This window comes from Acidithrix sp. C25 (assembly GCF_904848545.2).
Window position 1 is genome coordinate 959,586 of the sequence record NZ_CAJHCI020000006.1, and the last position, 16,242, is coordinate 975,827.

The 16,242-nt window shown below is 49.1% G+C and carries 15 protein-coding genes and 1 pseudogene; 5 read left to right on the forward strand and 11 right to left on the reverse strand.

Going from position 1 to position 16,242, the window contains the following annotated elements; translation table 11 throughout:
* The first annotated feature begins 184 nt into the window (after positions 1-184).
* From ACIDITHRIX25_RS73320 to ACIDITHRIX25_RS73330, 3 genes are all read left to right on the forward strand, one after another.
* On the forward strand, positions 185-418 hold the full coding sequence (locus tag ACIDITHRIX25_RS73320) for a hypothetical protein (protein WP_052607176.1): 234 nt from the start codon (positions 185-187) through the stop codon (positions 416-418).
* Positions 408-719 carry a type II toxin-antitoxin system PemK/MazF family toxin gene (locus tag ACIDITHRIX25_RS73325; protein ID WP_052607174.1) on the forward strand — a complete coding sequence of 104 codons (312 nt, stop codon included), beginning with the start codon at positions 408-410 and terminating at the stop codon, positions 717-719. Before ACIDITHRIX25_RS73320 ends, ACIDITHRIX25_RS73325 begins: the two co-directional genes overlap by 11 nt.
* Positions 720-1,091: 372 nt before the next feature.
* Complete coding sequence (locus tag ACIDITHRIX25_RS73330; RefSeq protein ID WP_201732632.1) at positions 1,092-1,427, forward strand: hypothetical protein; 336 nt, start codon at positions 1,092-1,094, stop codon at positions 1,425-1,427.
* Positions 1,428-1,944: 517 nt separating this feature from the next.
* On the opposite strand, the pseudogene ACIDITHRIX25_RS73335 reads toward ACIDITHRIX25_RS73330, so the two are convergent.
* A pseudogene (locus ACIDITHRIX25_RS73335) lies at positions 1,945-3,336 on the reverse strand (NAD-dependent succinate-semialdehyde dehydrogenase).
* A gap of 962 nt (positions 3,337-4,298) precedes the next feature.
* On the opposite strand from ACIDITHRIX25_RS73335, the gene ACIDITHRIX25_RS73340 reads away from it, so the two are divergent.
* A complete protein-coding gene (locus ACIDITHRIX25_RS73340; RefSeq protein ID WP_152626170.1) occupies positions 4,299-4,535 on the forward strand; it encodes a hypothetical protein in 237 nt (78 codons plus the stop codon).
* A gap of 2,100 nt (positions 4,536-6,635) precedes the next feature.
* Here the strand turns inward: ACIDITHRIX25_RS73340 and ACIDITHRIX25_RS73345 are convergent.
* From ACIDITHRIX25_RS73345 to ACIDITHRIX25_RS73365, 6 genes are all read right to left on the reverse strand, one after another.
* Positions 6,636-6,968 (reverse strand): hypothetical protein, encoded by a 333-nt coding sequence (locus ACIDITHRIX25_RS73345; RefSeq protein WP_152625793.1) that lies wholly within the window; start codon positions 6,966-6,968, stop codon positions 6,636-6,638.
* 531 nt (positions 6,969-7,499) lie between these two features.
* Complete coding sequence (istB, locus tag ACIDITHRIX25_RS73350) at positions 7,500-8,294, reverse strand: IS21-like element helper ATPase IstB (protein ID WP_201732634.1); 795 nt, start codon at positions 8,292-8,294, stop codon at positions 7,500-7,502.
* Positions 8,287-9,336 carry an IS21 family transposase gene (istA, locus tag ACIDITHRIX25_RS73355; RefSeq protein WP_201732635.1) on the reverse strand — a complete coding sequence of 350 codons (1,050 nt, stop codon included), beginning with the start codon at positions 9,334-9,336 and terminating at the stop codon, positions 8,287-8,289. The genes istB (ACIDITHRIX25_RS73350) and istA (ACIDITHRIX25_RS73355) overlap by 8 nt, the downstream gene beginning before the upstream one ends.
* The gene (locus tag ACIDITHRIX25_RS000000104210; RefSeq protein WP_201732636.1) at positions 9,333-9,524 is read right to left on the reverse strand and encodes a helix-turn-helix domain-containing protein; all 192 of its coding nucleotides are present in this window, start codon (positions 9,522-9,524) and stop codon (positions 9,333-9,335) included. Before ACIDITHRIX25_RS000000104210 ends, istA (ACIDITHRIX25_RS73355) begins: the two co-directional genes overlap by 4 nt.
* A gap of 62 nt (positions 9,525-9,586) precedes the next feature.
* The gene (locus ACIDITHRIX25_RS73360) at positions 9,587-10,387 is read right to left on the reverse strand and encodes a replication-relaxation family protein (RefSeq protein ID WP_201732637.1); all 801 of its coding nucleotides are present in this window, start codon (positions 10,385-10,387) and stop codon (positions 9,587-9,589) included.
* Between the two features lie 980 nt (positions 10,388-11,367).
* Positions 11,368-12,258: a replication protein RepA gene (locus tag ACIDITHRIX25_RS73365; RefSeq protein WP_201732638.1), complete on the reverse strand. Its 891-nt coding sequence runs from the start codon at positions 12,256-12,258 to the stop codon at positions 11,368-11,370.
* Positions 12,259-12,280: 22 nt separating this feature from the next.
* On the opposite strand from ACIDITHRIX25_RS73365, the gene ACIDITHRIX25_RS73370 reads away from it, so the two are divergent.
* Entirely contained in the window at positions 12,281-12,583 is a 303-nt protein-coding gene (locus ACIDITHRIX25_RS73370; RefSeq protein WP_249685647.1) for a hypothetical protein, read from the forward strand.
* A 423-nt stretch (positions 12,584-13,006) separates the two neighbouring features.
* On the opposite strand, the gene ACIDITHRIX25_RS73375 is transcribed toward ACIDITHRIX25_RS73370, so the two are convergent.
* From ACIDITHRIX25_RS73375 to ACIDITHRIX25_RS73390, 4 genes are all read right to left on the reverse strand, one after another.
* Complete coding sequence (locus ACIDITHRIX25_RS73375; protein ID WP_201731989.1) at positions 13,007-13,543, reverse strand: hypothetical protein; 537 nt, start codon at positions 13,541-13,543, stop codon at positions 13,007-13,009.
* On the reverse strand, positions 13,540-14,328 hold the full coding sequence (gene istB, locus ACIDITHRIX25_RS73380) for an IS21-like element helper ATPase IstB (protein WP_201731988.1): 789 nt from the start codon (positions 14,326-14,328) through the stop codon (positions 13,540-13,542). The genes ACIDITHRIX25_RS73375 and istB (ACIDITHRIX25_RS73380) overlap by 4 nt, the downstream gene beginning before the upstream one ends.
* Positions 14,315-15,553, reverse strand: coding sequence for an IS21 family transposase (istA, locus tag ACIDITHRIX25_RS73385; RefSeq protein WP_201731987.1), 1,239 nt, complete (start codon positions 15,551-15,553; stop codon positions 14,315-14,317). Before istA (ACIDITHRIX25_RS73385) ends, istB (ACIDITHRIX25_RS73380) begins: the two co-directional genes overlap by 14 nt.
* An 85-nt stretch (positions 15,554-15,638) precedes the next feature.
* Positions 15,639-16,082 (reverse strand): ParA family protein, encoded by a 444-nt coding sequence (locus ACIDITHRIX25_RS73390; protein WP_201732641.1) that lies wholly within the window; start codon positions 16,080-16,082, stop codon positions 15,639-15,641.
* Positions 16,083-16,242 lie beyond the last annotated feature (160 nt).

A 16,242-nucleotide genomic window follows, 5' to 3' on the forward strand; every position in this document is an offset into this window, starting at 1 on the left:
TGTGGGCAACCTCTATTCCCTCTCCCATCCAGTTGTTATTGGCTAAATAACGGAGGCGGAATGGCGAACTCTGCAACTGCTTGAATTATAAAAGCGAGTCGCTGCCGATAAGCCACTTGAGAAAAATAAACCGCAATAGCCTTCCACCATCAAGCGTCTTACACCATGTGCTACAATAATACTTATGACAAAGACAATCACTTTTCGCCCAGACGAAGAGGCCATGCGGGCTCTTTCGGTTTTGACCCACGACGGTGCTCCCGTATCGACCGTAGTTCGAAATGCACTTATCGAAGCAGCGCGCAATCGAGTGAGGCAAGATCTTCTAGAGGAAGCCACTCGATTAGCAGCAGATGACGAAGACCTCGCTGAAGCGGCTCAGGTCCTAAAAGACATGGAGACACTGCGTGCGTGGTGAGGTCTTTTCTTTGCGGTCCCCTCGAGGTAGCAGCGGACATGAACAATCTGGACAACGCTTTGCCGTAGTACTACAGTCTGATTTACTTCCCTTATCAACCTGTTTAGTAGCACCCACATCGACCTCGGCACGAGCGGCAACTTTTCGCCCTGAGGTAAATATTCTGGGGCAGAAGACGCATGTCTTAGTTGAGCAGACAGCTGCAGTGGACCCACAGCGGCTGGGAGAGCCTGCAGGTCGTCTAACTTTTGACGAGATGAAACAGATAGAAGCGGCGCTGCGTCTAGTTCTCGATATATAGGGAGTTGTTGCAGAGATTCGATCAAATTTCCCAGTAAAGGAAATAACTTTGCTGGCCCTGCTATCCGCCAGTCATATTATTTTTCAAATTGCATAGAGATGTAAGTCCATGTCTGGTCTCATCTTTTCGCCTCAATTACGATCTTGCCTTGTTCTCGGTCTAGGAAGCGGACATAGAGTCAAGAGATCAACTACGGCAATGTTTTCGTCAGGGCCAGTTCGTAGCAGCAAAACCGATTACCGACATTTGCGACACCTGAGTCCACCTAATTCACATCTATCATTTGGGTTTAATATGGGCCTTTGCCCACGGCAAGGCGACTTGAAAAACTTGTGAAGCTATACATGTCGTACTTGTCCTACTTCTGAAGACATGGCAACGGATACAACAGACAACAAGAACCTTTCAGTCACTGAGGCTCGAAACAACTTCTCTCAGTTAGTGAATCGTACTGCCTTTGCTGGAGAAGTAACGTTTGTTCACCGCGGTAGAAATCATGAGCCGGTGGCAGCTATTGCTCCGGCTGATCTAGTAGAGCAATACGAGGCTCTCTGGGACCAGGAAGAGGTCGGATCGCTATGGAGCGTTTGGCCGATCTTAAGGCGGGTCGAACAACAGCGAGGCCCTGGGATGAGGTCAAGCGGGAACTGGGTTTTTGATAACTTACTTACACTTTCGAGATTCAATTCCAATGAACGTGATATTTAGGCACAACATTTGGTTGGCTTGTGTTGCCAGCAACAGCTTGACTACCCTTCGCATCTCTGGTCGAATCTAGATCTCGGTGTTCAAGCGGGGCTTCGAGGTGATCGTCTTTCGATAAACAATCGCCCTAGGTGTCAGGATAGTTGGCACATTTGCTCAGTTTCAGAGGAATTTTTTTCTGGCATATTGGAGCCGCAAAAAGTTTGAAATTTCGATTTCTCGTAGATCGCCTTTTCAGTCGACGAGTTCTGATTTAGTTGCCGACGGTCAGGCGGCAACTAAATCAGATGACCACACTTTGGACTTCCAATTTAGAAAACTAATTGAGATCACGAATAACATTTAGCTTCCGAGATCGAAGACGGGTAACAGAATCATCTCGATATCGTCAACCACGCACGCATGATGACAGGCCAACAACTGCCAGTCTCGGCTATCTCACGACAGCGACGTAAAGAAAAAACGGCGTAACTCCATCGACGCAACTGCAATAAAATACCGAGACCAGCTCCTATATCACCTAGAAGGGTGCGTCGATATCAACGACGCCGACCACCTTATTAGTGACGAATTCGCGGATGCCGAATTCGGTGAGTTCGGTTCCGAAGCCAGAGTTCTTCACACCTCCAAATGGGATGTCGGCTTTAACCACAGTTGGGTGGTTAACAAAGACCATGCCTGTCTCTATTCGCCGGGCGACACGCTCTCCACGGACCACGTCACGAGTGAACACCGACCCGCCCAATCCATAGATGGAGGCATTCGCAACGGAGATCGCTTCGTCTTCGTCGGCGACACGGAAGACCAAGCTCACCGGACCAAAGAACTCGGTCTGATACGCCGGGTTATCCGGCTTCACATCGGTGAGGATGGTCGGTTGGAAGAACGCTCCCTGCTTAGGGACTGCTTCGCCTAGCCTCTCTGCGGTCGCACCACTGTCGATAGCCGTCTTCACCTGCTCGGCGAGCATATCGACTGCACTTTGCGTGCTCAGCGGAGCAAGTTGCGTGACTGGATCATGCGGATCACCAGCGCGCAGTGCCGCCACTGAAGAACGGTACTTGTCCATGAACTCGTCGTATACTGCATCCACAATTATCAGCCGCTTTGACCCACAGCACACCTGCCCGGCGTTCCAGTGCCGCCCCATTACCGCCCATTTAACGGTCTTGTCGATATCGGCGTCCTCGAGAACGATGAATGCATCCGAACCACCGAGCTCCATCGTGACCTTCTTCAGGTTCTTACCAGCAGCGGCACCCACGATCGTGCCGGCGCGCTCACTACCAGTTAGCGCAACTCCTCGCACCAGTGGATCTGCCAGAATGTGATCGGTAGAGGCAATCGATATGAATAGGTTGGTAAAGACGCCATCGGGAAGCCCAGCATCATTGAAGAGTTTCTGCATTGCCTGTGCCGCTGCAGGCACGTTCTTCGCATGCTTTAGTAAGACAGTATTTCCGGCGAGGATCTGTGGAGCAGCAACGCGCACAACCTGGTAGTAAGGAAAGTTCCACGGCTCAATGCAATAGATAACTCCGAGCGGTTCGAATACAATCGTCACAGTACCCTCTTTAGCGCCCTTGACCTCAAGGGGCTTATCCTTAAGGAAACTTTCGCCGTGCTCGGCGAAGTAGTCGAAGATGTCGGCACAAAGTTCTACTTCAAGCTCTGCCTCGGCGGATATCTTTCCCATCTCCAAGGTCAGCACATCCGCGAACATACGCTTATCAGCTCGAAGTATTTCTGCTGCTCGCGTCATGACCTTCGATCGATCTTCGAACCCGGTGGTACACCAATTCAAGAACGCCTCGTGAGATTACAGGATTGCGGCGTCGATCTCAGCATCTGACGCGTATGGAAAGCTCTGGACTAACTTATTTGTATATGGATTTACCGTCTGATAAGCCATTTATGCCTCTTTCTGTTGTGCTTGGCACGGGAGGCAGGACATCTATTTCGGTGAGAAGCCCTCAATGCATCTATAGCTTTGACGCTAGTGCCTTCCTGGAATCTTACGTTACCGATGTGCGTGACCTTGGCTTTTACAGTTGGCGGAGAGATCTATCGGGTAGAAAAATATTTTCCTTCATACACGCCTCACACATTACTCGATCTGAACATTATCGATTTTCATAATTGTTCGCTGGCTACTAATAATTCTCCTGGAGTCAATAGCGATTCTTAAATAGCAAATAAAGTGGTGCAGATGACTTCTGCTCAGTAAATTAGGGAATTTGGAAGTGAAGTCGACTTCGTATAACTTCCTAGATGATATCGACAAGGAGTGGCTTAGAAGCAGTATTTCCGCAGGACTCTGTGATTGCCGATTCGCCCCAGGTCACCCTCATACTGTCGAAGCGTCAGGTATTGCGCACATTAAAACTTAAGCTGAACAGTATTTATTTACGTAATTCCTAAGGAAAACTACGTCTCAGTTCTTTTTCAGGCAATCGAGGACAATATAGGATATGGACTTGTAGCTTCAGATCATTAGCTTCAGGTCCTAGGAAATATGGCTCTATTGACATAGATGTGGGTCCCAGATACTACTAAAGCAAGTGCCAATCCCAGTACGCACCTAACTCTCGGATCTGAAATAGCCCTTCAAGAAACTTGACCGGATCCAAGCCCCTAAATTTTTCAGTTACGAAACATTCAAAAAGGGAGACCGGACCCGAGCACGCTACCACTTTCGTTAAGCAGATTCTTGGCTTAGAAGGTGTCGTTATAAGTGAAGTTTCTCTGTCAAACGGCGAGATTGTGATATAGCTCAAGCTCACTCATACCAAGCTTGCATGTCCTAATTACAATTACAGGACTAACTTCTCCTACGACACTAGAACTGTCAACTCGCGCTGGAGACATATGGACATGGGAGTCCGCCAGACATGGCTTTATTGTCAACTTAGACGACTGAAGTGTCCAATCCACGGAGTAATAACTGAATCGGTTCCATTTGCCAGACCAGTCGGTGAATCGCGTTTCACCAGAGACTTCGAGCACCTGGTTGCCTGGTGCACCTCAAAAATGGATAAAACCACAGTTACCAAGCTCACAGGAATTGCATTTCAGGACGGTAGGGATGATCTGCGAGCGGGTGGTGGCTGAAGAGCTCGATCGAAGTCGACTAGAGAACCTCTTTTTGGTAGGGGTGGATGAGAGCTCCTATCGAAAGCATCACAACTATCTGACTCTGGTAACCAACCACGAAACCGGAAAGATTATCTATTGTTGCCAGCAACCTATTTTTGACCCACTAGCAGCAACCTATTTTTGATCCACCCCACCCATTCATGGTAGTGCGTTTGAGCAGATTGAGATATCGCTGGTTGTAGATTTTTGAATTCTCTTGGGTCAAAGTCCACTGCGATAACTGACATTTGCCACTGGGTTAAATCTTGACTGGTTGAATTGGATTGCTTGGAAAACTTATCCATTTAGGCGTTAGGACTTAGGCAAGGCACTGGTTGTCGTATATCCATGGATCAACTCGAGGCTCTATGGCTTCATAGCTATAGTCTTTGGCCCAAACGGTCATGATCCATAAGTATTGGTCTTCGAATTAATTGGATTGTTGGTTCTAGGACGTGGGGCTAATGCTACGGCAGCATCTTGATGATTAGGAAAGAAAGAACTTTTTGTTGATTTAGTAGTAGCTACGGGCTGTGGGTCTTGTTGTCCAAGAGTCGCCGATTTCAACTCGGTAGGCGAAAGTTACAAATTTGACTACCTGTAATATTCTTGGTCCACAAATCCACAGTCCATTAGGACTTGTTGTAGTCATAGGATCTTAATATGTAATAGAAATATCTCAGAGTGCATTTTGGCAATCACTGATCACCTGTGATTGGGTTCTCAGCTTTGGAATGATCCTCTTGTTATCTCAAGGTCCATCAAATCATAGACCAAGTGCTCTTGGGGCTATTGAGTCGAATGACTATTTTCAATCTTGTGGTGACTATCAGGACGATTGATACATCCATTTAGTGTCTCGATTGATAGTTGCTGGTAGCAAGTGCCACCAACATCGGAGTGATCTCCGTTTCTCATGAATCAAATGACCAAACCTAGATCTCACATCTTTTCTGCCCAATCCCAGTGGAGCCAATATGACCGAGGTTGATAACCACGGCGCTTGAAGCCTAGGAGACAATTGCGAAAGTAGATCCTTAGCTGTTTTGGATTTAAAGCTCCGAACTTAATGCTAAATAAGGCATAGCAACCCCACTCCGAGTCAAAAAATGCCACCCGAAAGAGTTGATTTCCGAATTGTGCAATTGTCTCTTAGGTGATCTCGAAGGTGCGCTTCATCGACGATGAGTCACAGCACTGACTAGTCAGAAACCCGCCATGGCCATTGGAAGCAATCACGTAACCCCATCTAAGCGAAATTGAACTACTCCATAAAGCTGAACTTGTCGACATTGTCTTGATAATCGATAATGACTGGGCTACGGGGCCTACTGAGAGTTGAGTCCTTGTGGATAATCCTGATTCATTAATGGGCCTTAGAATCGATGGGAATCTGGCGGTAGTGCTATAGCTAGCCCTATAGCTTTGGATTCCTCAGGAATCGACCGACACCAGCGCAATTGTGAGAGCTTCAGATATCTACGTGAAGCTCTTGGCCCAAAGCCTCAAAGGTGAGGGTCGCTGTGGCGAATATGGTAGTGGCGAATATGGTTGTGGATCGGTATTCCTCAATCTTTAGAGGTCATGGACCACTAGTTGATAATCTAGAGGTGGCTCAGAGACAAAAGTAAGATATTCTCTCCGGCTGCTTTGGCTGCCTAGGCCATAACGATTCACATCCACATTGTTATGGCCTAGGCATGGCCTTTGGCTAAAGCGATGACACTTTGAGATCGCCAGAGCCTAAAGGCTGCAAAGGGGCTATGGATTTGTGGACCAAGAATGCGGGCTAACCCAAAGCTATGGCTTTCACCCATCGATTTATCATTAGCTACTCTTGGTCAACAGGATCCACAGCCCGTCACTACTACCAATTAAACAAAAGATTCTTTATTTTTTGATCCTGCTCTAAATCGTCATAGCTAAAATTCCAGCTCAAAACAGCAACGATTCGATTTAGTTGGAAGGAAACCTAATCAGCTGAGAATACTTACCCTAAAAGCTGTGGTGTCCTGGTCCCTAATATTTACAGGAAAGCAATCCAACGCGCGATAGTAGCTTTTGGTGGTCTTATCCTCAAATGAGATCGATGAAGGCTACTACTTCATCACAAGAGGGACAGAGTCCACCTGTTCCGACCTTCTTACAGAACAAGCCACAGTCGTCACATCGCTGGACTCCTAGGTATCTTGTTTCACATTGCGGACATTCATAGACGGTGCAATCTTTTCTCTTATTGCCCTTTGGCAATTTCGCTATGGGGACCTTGTTTCTATTACGGAGCTTCCATGCATTTACTCGACATCTGTCGCTACAGTAGATTCTTGGCTTAGTACCAGTAATTGCATTCCCACAGTAATGACATACTGGCGTTGCCATAGCGTTGCCTAGGGGGATTTTATCTTCCACTTACATCTCCTTATGGATAGTTGTGATTGGGTGCCAAGGAAACGTCTCAAGTAATTCCTGGCCCTTGGTGATGGCTATTAGCAATCATGGGTGAATGCGGACAACTAAGGGTTTTTACACGTTCACCCAGACTGAGATTGACTAAGAACATCCCACTGCAGCCATGGTGGTGACATCGGGGAGTTATCTGGGTGAGGCCCATGAAGATGCATATGGGTATGGTTACCCATATGCATCTTCATGGGTGCTAGCTATTGCTGGCAACACTAGCTAGGCGTTCTCAAATGGTCATTGACTAGAGCGAACTAATCGTCTGTGATCATTGGAGGTCACTAGCGCTAAATGGATCGCTTTATGAATTCAATCGTCAAAACAAGAGCCAGCCTCTCTGTCGTTGTCATTCGACGAAGGGCTGGCTGTGATCCTTGAAGCTCAAGTAGGCCTAAGAGTCAACCGTAGGATCCAAAGACCCACTAAAGAGGCTCGAATTGAAGATTTCTAGTCGCTAAGGTGAAGTTGGCTATCAACTAATCACCGCTCACTTGTCACTACTTCTCCTTGTCTATGAGCTGCAGCTGCCTGAGGGCTGGTGTAGATACCTTGGGCTACACGATCACGTAAGCGATAGGAGTTTCCTTTGATATTGATTACCGTGCAGTGATGTAACAGACGATCCAAAATTGCTGTTGCTTGGATGACATCAGGAAATATTTCACTCCATTCTCCAAATCCTTTATTTGAAGTGAGAATTATCGATCCAGTTTCGTACCTGGCGCTAATTACCTCAAAGAAGGCATTGCTGGCTACATGGTCGATGGCTCGGTATCCGATTTCATCGATAATTAGTACTTTTGGAGTGATGTATTTTCTAAATCTAGCTCCAGATGTCCCATATGACAGATCATCGGCGATTTTAGATAGCGTTGTAAAGTAGACGCTGTATCCGCCAATGATGGCTTCCATTCCAAGACCTATAGCGATGTGGCTTTTACCAACCCCAGGAGGTCCAAGTAGGACTACGTTTGACGAAGTTGCCACGAATGCCAATGAGCACAAGCCATCGATTACTGCTTTATCGAGCGAAGGACAAAAGGAAAAGTCGAAGTCAGATATACGCTTTTTGGAAGGTAAGCCTGCCGTTCGCATTCGAACTTCAAAGGCTCGTTCGCGCCTAGTCGAGAGCTCATGGCTAAGTAGATCTTTACCAAATGCCAAATAGGAGTAGTTCGCCTCAGTGGCACTTGTAAGCTTGGACTCTAGGATTTCTGCTGATCGGCTCAGTCCTAATTCAATAAGAATCAAACGAAGTTCTTCTAACTCAAGCATTTAGGCTAACCTCCTCGTAAACCCCAAGTGAACGTTGTTGTACTTGGGTGTCAACGTATTGCCTAGCAATTGGAACAGGCCCTATGAAAGATCCATGTCGCTCTATGCCTTTATATTGTTCGGGCAGATAAACCATGGAGCGCTTTTTGTAAGAGAGTGCGTGAGTAGCAATTAGCTCTTCATCTAAAAAGACCAAAAGAGCATTGTTCTCAACAATCACGCTGACAACCCTATGGGAAAACCGCCAAGGAACTCCATATCTAACTCCGGCGAAAGAAAAGAATCCGTCAGCACCAACTTTTCTAAACTGACGTTCAAATTGATAAAGTTCACTTCGTTTCGGAAGAGGCCGAAGATAGGGCGACTCATTGGCAAATGCTTCTAGGGGAGTCTCGCCAAGGCCATTATGTACTCTCGTATCAGTTTGTTGACACCAAGAAAGAGCCTGTTCATTCAAGTCGGCTAAGTTGGTAAAAGTACGTGCTGGCCAAAAGTTATCCTTGGCGTATCGTATTCCTCGTTCTACTTTGCCCTTTGTCTGGGGTCTTCTCACTGGAGCTAACTTGATTGATATACCTAAATATTTAGCCAAGTCGCTCGTGTGACTATTTAGGTCCCATCCTTGAGTGGTTGAGCCACCAAGGACAACTGTTTTCATGTGATCGGTAAGAAATGCATCGGTTATGCCACCAAAGTAATAAAGAGCATTGATCAAACAGGTAGAAAAGCCATAGATGTCAGCTGTTAGGGCAAACTCTAGATAGACCCTTCTGCTGTAACCCATTGTCACCATAAGTCCAGCGATGTTTCTCCTTGTTCCTCGGTGATCGTCATAACCAAAGAGTCCCCAATCAAGTTGAATCTGAGCTCCCGGTTTGCTTTCATAGCGAATGGTCGCCTTGGCGTGAGGTCGAATATTTGGTTTGATAGATTTTACGTAATTACGGATCGTCGTTTCTTTAGAGCTATAGCCCAAAGGTTCTATTCGAGAGAGTATCGCTGGAGCACTGATCAATCCGTCTTTGACAAAACCATCAATCATCTCCTTATAGAGGACCTAAGTTTTGATCCCCTAGGCGCTCTAGGTGGTTTAGTTTCGCACATTGCTCCATCACGAACGTACTTGCGTACAGTATTCCTAGATACACCGGCAAGTTTAGATATTTCGTGATAGCTGTGTCCTTGTGATCTTAATTCAATTAAATTCATTAATGTCCTGCCCTTCAGCATTTGATGACTCCTCCGTGGTTTTGAATGTTCCACAGACAAGTCTTACTGGAGGGTGGGTCAATTTAATGTTGCTGATCCTGGGTCAATTTAATGTTGCTGGCAACAGTTCCAACCCATGGTCGTACCTCGATGAAGTCATCGACCTTCATCCTTCTGGTGATCTGCCGGATGATGTCCACCCGGTTCGGGCGGACGTACCACCAGACCTCCGTGTAGCGCTCAGAGAGGTACGCCTTCACGACCGTCTCAGCGTCCATCCGACTTCGGGCGGTGCGGTCCAGCTCGATGGCGACCGTCCGCTCCTTTTTCGTTCCTGTCTCCGGGAAGATGAAGACGGCGTCTGGGATGCGTCCTGTCGTCTTCCTCTGCTCTGCCCGCTTCTCCCGGTACCGCTCGGCCCGGCGCTCCCGTTCGGTGAGCAAGGTGGTCTTCGGGTACTTGCGACTCAGCTCCTCGGCGAGGTCCACGATGGCAAGGGCGTGGTGGATTTCGGACGGGACGAGGCGGGCCGGGGCAAGCCCCACGTCTGCGATCCGGGAGCCCTGCGGCGACACCCGAAGGACGGATGGCTCCCCAAAATGGGTCCGGTCCCGCTTCAGAAGCGGAGGGCTGGCGTCGCACAATTTCCGCACCCGCTGGAAGCAGGCGGACCTCCCTTGCGGGGTCGGGAAGAACTGCCTTGCGATCTGGTCGGCGGTCACGATCCCGTGCCGAGCGACCCAGATGAGGATGTCCACGTCCCGGTCGGTGATCTGCATCCGCCCGGCTGACCTGAGCGGCAGGGTGCCTTTCGGGGTGAGCGACTCAGCGATCTCGCTGGTCCGGGATTGTGTCTGGGTCCTCTTTGGGGGGTTGGTCGGCATGGACGTTACCTATGAGCCAGCGGTGTCCCTGACACACACTCGCTGGCCGTAAACATTGCCGATCTAATTTGAGTATGTGACGGCATCAGTAAAACTGCAAGAGCCATCTTTTCTGTATCCTCAGCCAGATCATTTCTCATCATCACACGAGAGCACATAAAGAGAATTCCATCGCTCCACTCATTCCACTTATTTGCCTTCTAGATTCTCTTCCCGCACGGACTTCCCCCTTTTCTTTTTCTTCTTCTCGTGTGGAAAGAATCTCCTCTGGAAATCACATCAGTTTTTGTTATCCCCTCTCCCAGTACACATCCTCTGCTCTCTCCTGCTTCCCTACCTTTCAATCCCGCCGCCGCCCCCATCCGGTTCAACACCCCAGACACACAAGTAATCACGTAGTGGGTGTGGGGTGTTGAAGGATTGCCACTGCAATCCAGGATGGGGGCGGCGGCGGCAAATCCCCTTCTCAGAGAGCACGGAGGAGCGCTGGACACCCTGCAAATGTACCAGGCATGGCTCTGTTTTCCAGAACCAGAGGTGAGAACAGACCCGGAAATTGGGCTCCGAGCAGCGCCGGAACGACGCCACGAGCCGCTTCCCCTACCCTACCGCTCCGGGTGTGAAGGGTCGAGGATCACCCAGGGGGTGGTTGGCGGGTTTGGTGCGTTTGCAGCGCTCACCCCTTGATGAAGGTGCGCTGGGCGAACCCGAAAGGAAGACACAAGGTGCGGAAAGTACCTATCGGTTTTGCGTTGCCTCTTCGCTGCTGCCTAACTCTCCTTAGAGAGTTTTCCACAACGAAGCTCCATACAGGATTGTATAGGTTATTAACGGATTAACAATAAGGAGCGTCATTACCGTTTATGCGTAAATCTATTACCGTTTATGCGTAGCTTCATTACCGTTTATGCGTAAGTCCCCGGATCGGCCAGGACGAGAGAATGAGTTGTCCACAGGTGCCGAATCTGCCACGTGAGCGATCAGCGGCGTGCCAGGTGATTGGCGGGCACCCTCGTGATGTGGGTGGCCGATGGGAACAGCCGAAGGCCGGAGTCCTCGTGGGCGAAGCGTGCCTCGGGGTACGCCACATGGACCTTGGCAAGAGCAGCCTTCATCTTGTAGCGGAAGCTGAACAGCTCTTTGTAGTCCGAACCGAACTGGGCCTGGATACCCTCCCAGGGGATCAAGGTCTCCCGTCCGAGGTAGCTGAAGCGGTAGGTCAACCAGGTGTAGACGTCGAGCGCCAGCGGAGACCGCTTCAGCTGTCGGAGAGTCGCCACATCGACCGGGACAGGGCGCTCGATGATGTCGTCGAAGAATCGCTCGCCCAACGTAACGGTGCTGTTCCAGAGGGACCCGGCGTGGGGCTTCTTGGGGTTCCACCACAGCTCGTAGTCGCTGGCGACACCGAGCGATGAACCTCTGGAGACTTCGTCGCTGTCGAAGGTGCAGACGATCTGGGCAGTGAAGAGACGGCGGAGTTGCTCCTGAAGCCTGGGGATCGTGCCCCATCGACCTCCGGTCGGCATCAACCCAAGCTGGGCCATGAACCCTGAGAGGGTCGGCCCGAGGACGAGCGTTCGCTCTCTGGTCCGGACGGCTTCCGTCGTGAGCCAGGCAATCAGGAGACGAGGGACGCCGCCGTAGGGAAGACCCACATGCTGCGGAGACCACATCGACAGGGTGAGCTTGCCGTTTCGCCGGGTGTACTCGTTGGTGATCGGCTTGGAGTGGGGAAGAGTGACCTGCGCCATGATCCTTGCCATGTATCCCAAGTTTTCGGTTCTTCGGGCCATCTCGACCTCTGCGGCGAAGACCTCAGCAGCGATGGTGCTCAGGGGGATCATCGTGTCGAGCCGGTCGTCAATCACGTCGAGTCCTCCGTCCCCGGAGGTGACCTTGCAAGGCATCGACGATGACTTGGCTCTTGCTCCTCCCGGAGTTGGCGACTTCGGATTCGACCGTCTTCACGAGCGAGACTGGGCAGTAGAAGGTCACTCGGGTGTGGGAGTCCTCCCACCGTTCCTCGGCGGGAACGGACGGTTGACCGTCTACGGTCAACGGTTGACGGTCAACCTCCGAGTGGGCAACTTCCGAAGCGGGCGTCGAGGCTTGATAAAGAGCCTCCCGGCCCTTCGGTGCTGGAGCGTTCCCAGCCTGCAGGCGATCATGCAGCGAGGTTCTTGCCACGAGTGAGCACCTCCCTGGCAAGCGACATGAAGCGCTCGGCGATCTCGCTTGATGGCTCGAACGATGTAACCGGCAGCCCGGCGAGAGCAGCGTCCTGAAGAGCGACTCGACGTGGGATGGCGGGGAGGAGGAGGTCCGAATACTGGTCGGTGAGCTGATCCATGACTTCTCGGGCATGACGAGTCGTCGTCGTGGTCATGGTTGGGATGATCCCAAGGAGCGGCACGTTTGCTCGCTCTGTCATTTCTTGGAGGTGTGGGAGCGCCCGTAATGCCATGAACTCAGGGGGGCAGGTGACGAGTGTGTAAACAGCGACGTTTTTTTGACCCACATCAGCGGTTTAAAATTGACCCACCCAATTGAGTTCAATAGTAGTTGTTGGTGTCAGTAAAAGTGTCTCATTTCTAAGTCACCGTGTATCTGAAAATCTCAGTAGAGAAATTCGTTTAGCCGAGCAGTAAGACGTTCTGCATTATCTCTAGTTTGACCGAAGGTGACTATCACTTCTTCATTATCTCGAAGTAACTTGACCATCCAGGATCGCTCCTCTGGTCTACTCCGAGTAGTTGCAGAACCAAAATGTACCTCTGCTCTAATCGGGCCTCTTTTCCTCTGTCTATGAGCTGCCATACGACAAGCTGCTGAGCAATACCTTTGTGGTCTTCCTATGCAATGTTCCGGAAGTATTTGATCACACCCCTGTCTCTCGCAGATCTTTGAGATAGGTAGTTCCGTAACGTTATGAAATGGTTCTCGGGTTCGCTCTAGTGATCCCAGCTGAGATAGTTCCGTAACGTTATGAAATGGTTCTCGGGTTCGCTCTAGTGATCCCAGCTGAGATAGTTCCGTAACGTTATGAAATAGGTATTGGCTCTTCGGTACTTGTATCTCTTCCACTGATTGGAAATCATTTGAGACCGGATTAGGTTCGCTTAGGTAGCGGAAGTGATGATAGGAAGTTTTCATTTTTCCACCTCTTCACCTTTCTTGGCGTTGTCACCAGTTTGTGGGTTGGTATAGATTCCTTGTTTGATTCGATCCTTGAGCCGGTAGCTGTTGCCCTTGATGTTGATTACATGGCAGTGGTGTAACAGTCTGTCTAAAATTGCAGTACTTAGTACTTGATCTGAGAAGAGATCGCCCCACTCGGAAAAGCCCTTATTGGAACTAAGGATTACGGTTCCGGTTTCGTATCTGGCGGAGATAATGTCAAAGAAATAATTCGCTGCCATTCGATCAAGTGGCCTATATCCCATTTCATCGATTATCAGTACCTTAGGAGAGGTGTACTTTCGCATCTTGGTTGGACTGTAGGAACTGGAAAGGTCGTTTGCAATTTTTGACAATGTAGTAAAATAACAAGAGAATCCACCAGCGATTGCCTCAAGACCAAGTGCTACAGAAATATGAGTCTTGCCGATCCCGGGCGGACCCAAAAGGACCAGGTTGGTGGCACTAGAGATAAAGGCCAGAGAACGTAGTTCAGAGATAAATGCCTTATCAATACTTGGACAGAAGTTGAAGTCGAAATCTGAAAATGACTTCCTAAACGGCAGTCCCGCGGTCTGCAGTCTTATCTCATAGGTCCTTTTTCTTTTTGATTCAATTTCAACTCCCAATAGTTCAGATAGAAATGCCAAATAGGAAAGGTCTTTTTCAGTTGCAGAAGATACCTTGGCATCTAATAGTTCAGCCATATGGCCAAGACCCAGTTCTACTAGCTGGTTTTGAGCTAATTCAAGATCTAACATTTGCAGCCTCCACATATTCATCAAGCGAACGGATCTCAACTGAAGTGTCAATGATTTGTCTTACAAGTACCGGAGGAGCCAGTCTGCCAGCTTCAGCAGTGATCCCGCTGTATTGATGAGGAAGGTAAACCAACGAGCGCTTTTGGTAGGTAAGTTGATGAGAAGCTATCAACTCTCCGTTTGAATAAATCTCAACGGTTCGCTCTTTTGGAAGTACCTCTACCTGTGAAAGTGAGTATTTCCAAGGTACTCCGTATTTGACTCCAGCAAATGAGACAAACGAATCAGCTGTTACCTTTCTGATTCTCTTTTCAAAACCGTACAATGTCTCCCGGGTTGGAAGTGGTCCTAAGTGTGGCTGTTCTACTATGAAGGCTTCATTTGGGGTAATACCGAGACTTTGATGAATCCGGTTATCTGCTTCGCTACACCAGATAAGGGCTTGTTGATTTAGATCAGCTAGATCGCTAAAGGTTCTAGCAGGCCAGAAGTTCTCCTTGGCATATCTAATCCCTCGTTCTACCTTGCCTTTGGTTTCTGGCCGTCTCACTCTGCATAGTTTGATTGATATTCCCAAGAAATTAGCCAGATCTGCCATTTGCGAGTTGAACTGATATCCGTCTTTTCCGTTTCCACCGATTACCACGGTCTTCATATGATCAGTGAGAAACACATCGGTTAGTCCACCAAAGTAGAAAAAGGCATTGATCAGACAAGTTATAAGACCGTATATATCGCCACTCAGTGCAAATTCCAGATAACTCCTGCGACTTCGTCCAAGTGTTACATATAGTCCGGGAATATGTCTTTTTGTTCCTCTCGAATCGACATAGCTAAATATTCCCCAATCGAACTGACACTGTTTACCTGGTTGGGTTTCATATCGCCTGATAGCTACCTGTTTTGGCTTTGCCGGTGGTCTGATACTACTGACATATGTTCTCAAGATACTTTCTTTACCGGTATAACCCAGTGGAACAATTCTTGACATGATTGCCGGAACGCTCAGAAGTCCTTCAGATACAAGTCGATCGATCTCAGACTTATAGGGATCGAGTTTTGAGTTTCGTTGTGGCTTTGTCTCGATTGGTTTAGAACTTGCTCCGTCTCTTAGATATTTACGTACGGTGTTTCTTGAATGTCCAGTTTCTCGGGCAATTTCTCGGTAACTGAGACCTTGTTGCTTCAAATCAAATATGTTCATAAGTGGCCTACCCTTCAGCATGTAAAACTCCTTCGTGAAAGTGGATATTCACTCAAGAGTATTGTCTGTTGGGTGGGTCAATTTTTATCGCTGATGGTGGGTCAATTTAATTCCGCTGTTTACAGAGTGCGCCTGTGGCGGCTTTGAGAGCGCTGTAGCTCAGGACGCCAAGCCCTGGAGGTGTGTCGATGAGAGCAACATCACAAACGGATTCGAGACTCACCAGGACCCGACTGAGGAGTTGTTGCCAGTGATCGAGCTTGGGCAGTTCGACTTCGGCTCCGGCAAGGTCGAGATCGGAGGGGAGGAGGGAGAGACCTGGGATGCTGGTTCCGATTATCGCCTCCTGCCTCTGTGCGTGGCCGACGAGCACTTCGTAGAGCGTCGGCTTTTCGGGGTTGACACCGAGGGCAGCAGCGCAGGCTCCTTGAGGATCGGTATCGACGAGAAGTACACGCATTCCCAGATTGGCAAAGGCACCAGCCAGATTTACTGCGACTGTTGTCTTGCCCGATCCACCCTTGTGAGCTGCGATGACGAGTTTTTCCACGACATGATCGAGTATGAGGAAATTGGCAACGGATCGTCAACAACGAAGATCGTGGACCGTTTACGGTCAACGGTCAACGGATGACCGTAGAGATGCCCGATCTCAGAGCGGCCAGGGAGATGCACTTTCCGCAGACGGTAAACGGTTGACCGTCTACGTC